Origin of the sequence: Streptomyces scabichelini (assembly GCF_011045015.1) — a bacterium.
Taxonomy (GTDB): Bacteria; Actinomycetota; Actinomycetes; order Streptomycetales; family Streptomycetaceae; genus Streptomyces; species Streptomyces scabichelini.
This window is the reverse complement of record NZ_JAAKZY010000332.1, coordinates 1-8,386: the sequence shown is the minus strand read 5'-3', so window position 1 is coordinate 8,386 and position 8,386 is coordinate 1. Positions and strand designations below refer to the sequence as shown.

At 69.5% G+C, this 8,386-nt stretch carries 8 protein-coding genes; 6 read left to right on the top strand and 2 right to left on the bottom strand.

Going from position 1 to position 8,386, the window contains the following annotated elements; all coding sequences use genetic code 11:
* Positions 1-217 precede the first annotated feature (217 nt).
* Together G5C60_RS48120 and G5C60_RS48115 are read right to left on the bottom strand one after the other, a co-directional pair.
* The gene (locus tag G5C60_RS48120) at positions 218-691 is read right to left on the bottom strand and encodes an indole-3-glycerol phosphate synthase (protein ID WP_338146138.1); all 474 of its coding nucleotides are present in this window, start codon (positions 689-691) and stop codon (positions 218-220) included.
* 119 nt (positions 692-810) lie between these two features.
* Positions 811-1,596: a pyrimidine reductase family protein gene (locus tag G5C60_RS48115; RefSeq protein WP_165270195.1), complete on the bottom strand. Its 786-nt coding sequence runs from the start codon at positions 1,594-1,596 to the stop codon at positions 811-813.
* A 36-nt stretch (positions 1,597-1,632) separates the two neighbouring features.
* Here G5C60_RS48115 and zapE point away from each other — a divergent pair, with 36 nt between their 5' ends.
* The 6 genes from zapE (at position 1,633) to G5C60_RS48085 (ending at position 8,189) form a co-directional block, all read left to right on the top strand.
* Positions 1,633-2,727: a cell division protein ZapE gene (zapE, locus tag G5C60_RS48110; protein ID WP_165270193.1), complete on the top strand. Its 1,095-nt coding sequence runs from the start codon at positions 1,633-1,635 to the stop codon at positions 2,725-2,727.
* 211 nt (positions 2,728-2,938) lie between these two features.
* Positions 2,939-3,319, top strand: coding sequence for a hypothetical protein (locus G5C60_RS48105; RefSeq protein WP_165270191.1), 381 nt, complete (start codon positions 2,939-2,941; stop codon positions 3,317-3,319).
* Between the two features lie 177 nt (positions 3,320-3,496).
* Entirely contained in the window at positions 3,497-4,087 is a 591-nt protein-coding gene (locus G5C60_RS48100) for a carbonic anhydrase (protein WP_165270189.1), read from the top strand.
* A gap of 77 nt (positions 4,088-4,164) precedes the next feature.
* Positions 4,165-5,616 carry a SulP family inorganic anion transporter gene (locus G5C60_RS48095; RefSeq protein WP_206440917.1) on the top strand — a complete coding sequence of 484 codons (1,452 nt, stop codon included), beginning with the start codon at positions 4,165-4,167 and terminating at the stop codon, positions 5,614-5,616.
* A 126-nt stretch (positions 5,617-5,742) separates the two neighbouring features.
* Positions 5,743-6,732 carry a slipin family protein gene (locus tag G5C60_RS48090; protein ID WP_241267603.1) on the top strand — a complete coding sequence of 330 codons (990 nt, stop codon included), beginning with the start codon at positions 5,743-5,745 and terminating at the stop codon, positions 6,730-6,732.
* 92 nt (positions 6,733-6,824) lie between these two features.
* A complete protein-coding gene (locus tag G5C60_RS48085; protein WP_165270185.1) occupies positions 6,825-8,189 on the top strand; it encodes a PhoX family protein in 1,365 nt (454 codons plus the stop codon).
* Positions 8,190-8,386 lie beyond the last annotated feature (197 nt).

Sequence of the window (8,386 nt, the reverse complement as noted above, 5' to 3'; positions counted from 1 at the left end):
GTACGCCCGTCGCGTAGGGCTTGTCTCAGGAAACCCGCCCCTTGTACCAGCAAAGGGCCGTATGCCCACCCTGCGACGGGCTGACGCACCGGCCCACGACCCCGCACCCACCACCCACCCAGGGGCGCGGGGAACTGCGCGACCAGCCACGGACGGCCCGCACCCAAGCAGCCGCACAAGCCCTGATGGCGCCCCCCTGCTCCAGCCCAGCGCAGCGTCACACCTTGCTGTGCGAGAACAGCTTCAAAACAGGCACCCCCACCTTGTGCCGAGCCCGAGAAGCCCAGTCCCGGTGGAAGAACTCCTCCACATAGTGGGGATCGGTCAGCACGATCACCTCATCCGCGTCGACCTCGTCGACAAGCGACTTCAACGCATCCAACGGATGGTGCTCGATCAGCCGCCCCTCGGCCTGCGCCCCCGCCGCCCGCAGGGCGACCAGAGACACGTCGAGGGCCCGCTGCCCCTCACTGATCGCCTCGTCACCGGCGGGAGCCTCAAGCTCGCGGGCCGCCTCGTCCAGCGAGCCGAGCGCCACGTCGTCGATGGCCCGCAGCAGCCGGGCCGCCTGCTCGCCACGAGGCTGGAGCAACACGTGAAAGGCGATCTCCTCGTCCCCGTGCAAGCCGGTGACGAACTCCACGTCGGCGGACGTGAGGGCCTTCTCGATCATCAATACGCTTGTGAACACGACAGGCGCCCCTTCTCCTCCGAGGGCCGTCGTAGGCCCTGCCTCCTCCGTGGACCCGTTTTCAGGCCTTGCGAAACCATCCTGCCCCGTGGCCGCACGGATACCGCGAGAACTAGTGATCAGGTCCGACGGTAGCGGCTGAAGAGAAACCCGGCCTCCTCCAGCAGGGAGGTCAGCTCGAACCGCTTGGGCACCGCCACCCGAGGCCCTCCGGCAATACGCTGCGCGTCCCCCGCGGTGAGCATCGGGGAGACCGTCAGACACAGCTCGTCGAGGACCCCGGCCGCGACCAGCTGGCCGAGCAGCCGCGGCCCGCCCTCGGTCAGCAGCCGGTGCAGACCGCGCTCACCCAGGGCGCGTACAGCCCGTGCGGGGTCCACGCCCATGCCGTCCCCGGCGATCACCACCTGGACGCCGGCCTTCTCGGCGGCGGCGATCCGGTCGGGGGCCGCCGCGGCTCCCGTGAGCAGCAGCGTGGGCACCAGGGGCGAGGTGAACAGCGGAAGTGCGAAGTCCAGGTCGAGGCCGGCGCTCACCACGGCGATCGCGGGCGCCGGGCCCTGTCCGGCCGCCTCCCGGAGCGCGGCAAAGTCCTCACGCGCGCGTGCGGGGCGGTAACCCTCCTGGCGTACCGTCTCCGCACCGACCACCACCACATCCGCGAGCCCCCGCAGCGTGCCGAAGATCCGCATGTCGGCGGCGCTGGAGATGGGCTCCGAGTGGCCGTCGTGCTGAGCGGCGCCGTCGAGCGTGGAGATCATGTTGGCGCGCAGCCAGGGCTCGCGGCCGCCCGGACCGTGCTCGGGATACGCGTAGGCCGCGGCCAGCTCGGCCAGGCTCCACTCGCGGTCCGCGTCGCCCCCGGAGGGCACTGTCTCGTCGGTCACAGGGAACAGGCGTCGCATATCGGCAGTGTGGCACGGCCCGTAGAGTTGGTAAGCGTGTCCACCTCCACCACCGCCTCCGGGACAGACCCGGCCGCCGAAGCGACCCCGCTGTCCCTGTGCGCCCGCGAGCCGCACGTCCCCGCGGACCGGCTGGTCGCCGAGATGGTGCCGCCGCCGCGTTTCGACTCGGTCCGCTTCAGTACGTACATCCCGGACCCGAACCAGCCCAGCCAGAGCGAGGCCGTCAGGGTGCTCGACGGCTTCGCGACCGGTCTCGGCGGGACACACGCCACCGGTTCGGGCAGGCGCCGCTGGTTCTCCCGCAAGCCGGAGCGCCTGCCGGCCGGCCCTCGCGGGGTCTACCTCGACGGCGGCTACGGCGTCGGCAAGACGCACCTGCTCGCCTCCCTGTGGCACGCGACCCCGGCGGAGCCCGCGCTCAAGGCGTTCGGCACGTTCGTGGAGCTGACGAACCTGGTCGGCGCGCTCGGCTTCCAGCAGACCGTGCGCACTCTCAGCGGCCACCGGCTCCTCTGCATCGACGAGTTCGAGCTCGACGACCCCGGTGACACCGTCCTCGTGTCCACCCTGCTGGGCAAGCTGGTCGAAGCGGGCGTGGCGCTCGCGGCCACCTCGAACACGCTGCCCGGCAAGCTCGGCGAGGGCCGGTTCGCGTCGGCCGACTTCCTGCGCGAGATCCAGGGCCTGTCGGCACACTTCCGCTCGCTGCGCATCGACGGCGAGGACTACCGCCACCGCGGGCTGCCCGAGGCCCCGGCGCCGTTCTCCGACGAGCAGGTCACCAAGGCGGCGTACGCCACCGAGGGCGCCGCGCTCGACGACTTCCCGCATCTCCTCGACCACCTCGCCCGGGTCCACCCCAGCCGGTACGGGGCACTGACCGACGGTCTGAAGGCGGTCTGCCTCACGGATGTCGGGCCGGTGCCTGACCAGTCGACCGCGCTGCGGCTCGTCGTCCTCGCCGACAGGCTGTACGACCGCGAAGTGCCGGTCCTCGCCTCCGGGCTGCCTTTCGACCAGTTGTTCAGCGAGGACATGCTGAACGGCGGTTACCGCAAGAAGTACTTCCGGGCGATCTCCCGGCTCACGGCGCTGGCACGCGACGCGAAGGCGCTGGTGGAGGGCTGATCAGCCGGGCCACACCCGGATCAGCCGCACACTCCACCGCGAACTGCCTCCACCCCGCTTTAAGTTGGCTTTACCTGGCTTCAGGCAGCCTTCAGACTGCTTCAGGTTCTCTTCAGGGTGAAACGTTAAGTTAACCCTGCAAACAACTTCCTGCGTTAACGTAACAGTTGACGCGAGAAGTCTTGACAGGAGAGCGGCCGAGAGGGGGCACATGTCACGAGGCACGACGGCCCGGACGCTGTATGGCGTACTCGCCGCCGTCCTACTGGCCCTGCAACTCTTCGCTCCCACTGCCTCCGCCGCCTCCGCCGCGTCCGCACACCCGACCCACGGGACCGGGACCGCGGCCGACACCGAAGTCGTCAGCTGCGGCAAGGGCGAGCACCTCAACGCCGAGACGCCGCCCCTGCGGATCCGTGACCGGCAACGCTCCACGGACTCCGGCCCCGACTCGCCCGCGCGGCCCCTGCTGGCCAGGAACCCCGCGGCCGAGCACGACGACACGGCAGGCACCGTGGCCGCCGCGTCGCTCCGTACGACCAGATCGTCAAGAGCCCATTCCACGGCGGCACTTCAGGTCTTCCGCTGCTGATCTGACCGCCGGGAACGCACTGCTCACGACCCACCCTCACCACGCCACGTCTGCCGAGCGCGCGACGTGGGGGTCGTGTCGGCGTACCCGCATGCGCTCTGTTACGTCAACCGACGTGCCGTCACGGCACGCCAGGTACACCGACGCGCCCTCAGGCGCGCCAGGAGGAACTGACACATGCAGCCCCTCATCGATCACGCACGCTCCTTCCGCAAGCAGTCCGCTGAACGCCCGGAGGAGTTCGCCCGCCTCGCCGAAGGCCAGTCCCCGCAGGTGCTGTTCATCACCTGCTCCGACTCGCGGGTCGTCCCGGCCCTGATCACCGGAGCCCGGCCCGGTGAACTCTTCGAGCTGCGCACCGCGGGCAACATCGTCCCCCCGTACACCTCCGAGCAGCCGACGAGTGAGGCGGCCACCATCGAGTACGCAGTCGAAGTGCTCGGGGTCGACGACATCGTCGTCTGCGGCCACTCCCACTGCGGTGCCGTCGGCGCCCTGGTGCGCGACGATGACCTGACCGCCGTGCCCGCCGTACGGGACTGGCTCAATCACGCAACCCCCAAGCCCGCAGGCACAGTCGGTGACCCGACTGTCACTGAGGGTGTCCAGAGCCATATACTCACCCAGCTGCTGCGGCTCCGCTCATACCCGTGCGTGGCACGGCGCCTGACGGAAGGTCAACTGCGTATGCATGGCTGGTTCTACGAGGTACACACCGGCTCCGTACTGGCCCATGACGGGCAGTCCGACACCTTCACGGAGCTGTGAGGGCGACGATGAGCAACCCCGTGAACATCTCGAACTCACCGAACCCCCCGAACTCACCGAACTCACCGAACAGGCGCATGAAGTTCCCTCATCTGCGGCAGGACTTCGCCGCCTCGCTCGTCGTCTTCCTCGTCGCCCTGCCGCTATGCGTGGGCGTCGCCGTCGCCTCCGGTGTGCCGGCCGAACTCGGCCTGGTCACCGGCATCGTGGGCGGACTGGTCACCGGATTCCTGCCCGGCAGCAGCCTCCAGGTCTCGGGTCCGGCCGCAGGACTGACCGTGCTGGTCTTCGAGGCCGTACGCGAATACGGGCTTCCCGTACTCGGTGTCATCGTGCTGGCCACCGGCCTGATCCAACTCCTCATGGGCGCCCTGAAGTTGGGGCGCTACTTCCGGGCCATCTCGGTGGCCGTCGTCGAGGGCATGCTGGCCGGGATCGGGCTCGTCCTGATCGCCGGGCAGCTCTACTCGGCGGCGGGCATGGAGGCCCCGGCCTCGGGTCTGGGCAAGCTGGCCGGACTGCCGGGGCTGCTCGCCGACTCCGCCGTGTCGACCGAGGCACTGGCCTCGCTCGGACTCGGGTTCGGCACGATCGCCGTCCTCGTGCTGTGGAAGCACCTGCCGAAGCAGGTGCGTACGGTGCCGGGGGCGCTCGGCGCGGTCGCGCTCGCCACGATCGTGGCGCTGGTGTTCTCGCTGCCGGTGGCGACCGTCGAGGTGCAGGGCCTGCTCGGCTCGCTCCAGCCGCCGGGGCTCGACGCCTTCGGTGAGCTGGCGAACGTGGCCCTGCTCGGCACGATCGCGGCCTTCGTACTGATCGCCTCGGCGGAGTCGCTGTTCAGCGCCGCCGCCGTGGACCGGCTGCATGACGGACCGCGCACCGAGTACGACAAGGAGCTGATGGCGCAGGGCGCGGGCAACACCGTCAGCGGCATGCTCGGCGCGCTGCCGATGACCGCCGTCATCGTACGCAGCTCGGCGAACGTCCAGGCGGGCGCGAAGACGAAGGCGTCCCGCGTGCTGCACGGCGTATGGCTGCTGCTGTTCGCGGCGCTGCTTCCGTCCGTGCTCGCCTACATTCCGCTGCCTGCGCTCGCGGGCATCCTGGTGCACGCGGGCTGGAAGCTCATCCCGCTGCGGGGGATCGCGTCGATGTGGCGCGAGCACCGGGGCGAGGCGCTGATCCTGATCATCACGGCCGTGTCGATCGTCGCGGTGAACATGTTCGAGGGCGTCCTGATCGGGCTCGGCCTGGCTGTCGCCAAGACGGCATGGGAGGCCTCGCACATCAAGCTGGAGATCATAGACAAGGGGGCGGGTCCGGTACAGGCGTACCTGTCCGGCAACGCCACCTTCCTGCGGCTGCCGAAGATCCTCGACAGTCTGGAGGCCCTGCCCCAGGACCGTCCGGTGGAGCTGGACCTGTCCGGCCTTCACCACCTGGACCACGCATGCCGTACGGCCCTGGAGAACTGGGCCGAGCGGCACAGCGCGACCGGGACCGAGCCGGTGAGGGTCAACGCGCCGTAGCGGACCCTCCCCACCCGTGAGACCTGGTCCGAGGCTCGACCGGAGCCTCGGACCAGGCATATCGTTAAAAGAACGACATAAGCGACGACTCGGACGACAGGGCTCGAACGGCAGGGGGTCGTCATCATGCTTGAGGCGTTGCTGGCCGCGGGCGTGGCAGCCGGGAGCGCGGGGCTTGTGTACCTCGCGGCGGCGGCACGGATCGTCAAGCAGTACGAACGGGGTGTGGTGCTCCGGCTCGGGCGGCTGCTCGGTGAGCCGCGCCAGCCCGGGTTCACCATGGTGATCCCCGCCATCGACCGGCTGCAGAAAGTGAACATGCAGATCGTGACAATGCCCGTGCCCGCCCAGGAGGGCATCACACGGGACAACGTGACGGTGCGTGTCGACGCGGTCGTCTACTTCAAGGTGGTCGACGCGGCAGCCGCGGTCATCCGGGTCGAGGACTACCGCTTCGCGGTCTCGCAGATGGCGCAGACGTCGCTGCGCTCGATCATCGGCAAGAGCGACCTCGACGACCTCCTGTCGGATCGCGAGAAGCTCAACCAGGGCCTGGAGCTGATGATCGACAGCCCGGCCGTGGGCTGGGGCGTGCAGGTCGACCGGGTAGAGATCAAGGACGTGTCGCTGCCGGAGACGATGAAGCGGTCGATGGCCCGGCAGGCCGAGGCGGACCGGGAGCGCCGGGCCCGGATCATCAACGCCGACGCGGAACTCCAGGCGTCGAAGAAGCTGGCACAGGCCGCCGGGGTGATGTCCGAACAGCCCGCCGCACTCCAGCTCCGACTCCTGCAGACGGTGGTGGCCGTGGCCGCCGAGAAGAACTCCACGCTGGTGCTGCCCTTCCCGGTGGAACTGCTGCGGTTCCTGGAGCGGGCGCACCAGGAGCAGGGGGCGGATCGCACGGCTGAGCGGGGCCGGGATCATCCGGTTGTCGATGAGCCCGTCCTGGATGACCCGGTACTGGATGACCCGGTACTGGATGACCCCGTGCTCGGTGAGCCGGTGCTGGATGAGCCTGGGCTGCTGGACCAGCCCGTCCTGGATGAGCCGGTGCTGGATGAGCGGGACGTACGCCCAACTCCCCCGCCGCCCGCGTCTTCTGACGATCAGTAAGTACGCCACGCTACGCGCGTGGTTCCCGCGACCCCGACCACGTGGTACACACGTGCGGTCGCAGTCCTGTCCGCCAACAGGAAGGTTTCTCCATGTCCGCCACACGACGGCAAGTACTCGCCCGGTCCGGTGCCCTGGGAGCAGGCATCGCGTTCTCCGGAGCCCTGTCCGAACTCTTCGCCGGTACGGCCACAGCGCTGGGCCACTCCGGATACGGCCCTCTCGTTCCCGACCCGAAGGGCCTGCTGGATCTGCCGGAGGGTTTCCGCTACCGGGTGCTGTCGCGTGAGGGCGACAAACTCCGCTCCGGCGAGGGCAAGGTGCCCAGCAACCACGACGGCATGTCCGCCTTCGCGGGCAGACACGGCCGCGTCCATCTCGTCCGCAACCATGAGAACCGCGCCGACGGAAGGGTTCCGGTCCCGACGGTCAAGGGGCTGACGTACGACCCGATGGGCAAGGGCGGCTGTACGACGCTGACGCTCGACGGGCACGGGAAGGTGGTCGACGAGCGGGTCGGAATCGCCGGCACGGCCGTCAACTGCGCGGGTGGGCCCACCCCTTGGGGCACCTGGCTCACCTGCGAGGAGACCGAGGACAAGGCGGGCACGAACGGCTACACCAAGGACCACGGCTTCATCTTCGAGGTCGACCCGGTCGACCCGCACCGCACGGGTGCCGTGCCCCTCACCGCGATGGGCCGCTTCCAGCACGAGGCGATCGCCGTCGACCCGAAGCGCGGCATCGTCTACGAGACCGAGGACGCCTTCGAGAAACCCTTCGGTCTGTTCTACCGCTTCCTCCCCAAGAAGCCCGAGGGCGGCCGCGGTTCGCTCCGCGCGGGCGGCCGGCTTCAGGCGATGCGCGTGCCGGGCGTTCCGGACCTCTCCTCGATCCAGGAGACGGGCGCCACGTTCGACGGCGTCGAGTGGGTGGACGTACCGGATCCGCTCGCGGCCCAGACGCCCATCCGTTTCCAGGACTTCGGCCCCAAGGGCATCACGCACGCCCAGAAGCTGGAGGGCTGCTACTGGGGCGGGAAGTGCGTCTACTTCGTCTCGTCCTTCGCCCACAGCGCCGAGGGCTCCGCCGCCGACCACTTCGGCCAGATCTGGCGGTACGACCCCGCCGCGCGCCGGCTGACCCTGGTGATCGTCTTCGGCCCGGACACGGATGTACAGCTCCCCGGCGAGTCCCCCGACAACATCTGCCTCGCCCCCTCCGGCGGCCTGATGGTCTGCGAGGACGGCGAGGGCGCGCAGCATGTGTACGGCGTGACGCGACGCGGCGAGGTGTACGCGATGGCCCGCAACCGGCAGAACATCGGTACGCCGGAAGAGCCCGAGTGGGGCGAGTTCGCCGGGGTCACCTTCTCTCCCGACGGCAGCACGATGTACGTGAACGTCTACACGCCCGGCACGACGTTCGCGGTGACGGGGCCCTGGCACAGGGGCTGAGCCTCTCGGGGGGCCTCTGGGCGGGCATCGCGCACGCTCGACACCAGGGTCGACGTAACCGGATATCCCTACTTATCCGGTTAACGTCGCCCGGTGAACACCTTCGTACGGAGAGTTGCCACCGCCTGCGTGCTGGGTGCCGCCCTCACCGCCTGCGGCATCCACGAGGCCCCCCGCGCCACCACCCGCCCCAAGTC